Origin of the sequence: Paraburkholderia sp. SIMBA_027, assembly GCF_046535315.1 — a bacterium.
GTDB classification, from domain to species: domain Bacteria; phylum Pseudomonadota; class Gammaproteobacteria; order Burkholderiales; family Burkholderiaceae; genus Paraburkholderia; species Paraburkholderia tropica.
This window is the reverse complement of the sequence record NZ_JAWRWY010000417.1, coordinates 1-278: the sequence shown is the minus strand read 5'-3', so window position 1 is coordinate 278 and position 278 is coordinate 1. Positions and strand designations below refer to the sequence as shown.

At 60.1% G+C, this 278-nt stretch carries 1 protein-coding gene; it reads right to left on the bottom strand.

Annotated features, from left to right (window positions below):
- Positions 1–278 (bottom strand): condensation domain-containing protein (locus SB764_RS39640; protein WP_410866702.1); only part of this gene is annotated, 278 nt, incomplete at both ends.

The following is a 278-nucleotide window of genomic DNA, read 5'->3' as shown; positions in this document are numbered from 1 at the left end:
CGATCATGTTGAAGAACAGGTCGAAGTTGGAGAAGGCCTTGGCATTCGGCGCCATCTGCGCCTTCAGATCGCCGAAGCTCTCGCCGCCGGCAACACGTTCCAGGTTGAACTGGATTTCAGTGAGCGGCAGGCGGCGTGCGTCACGCTTGACGCCGAGCTTCCGGACCAGTGTGCCGTAGGTATAGCCCTGGTTTTCGAAAGCCTGGAACACCAGCTGCTGGGTGGCCTTCAGATGCGTCAGGAAGCTTTCATGCGCATCGACGGTCTGGCGAAGCGGC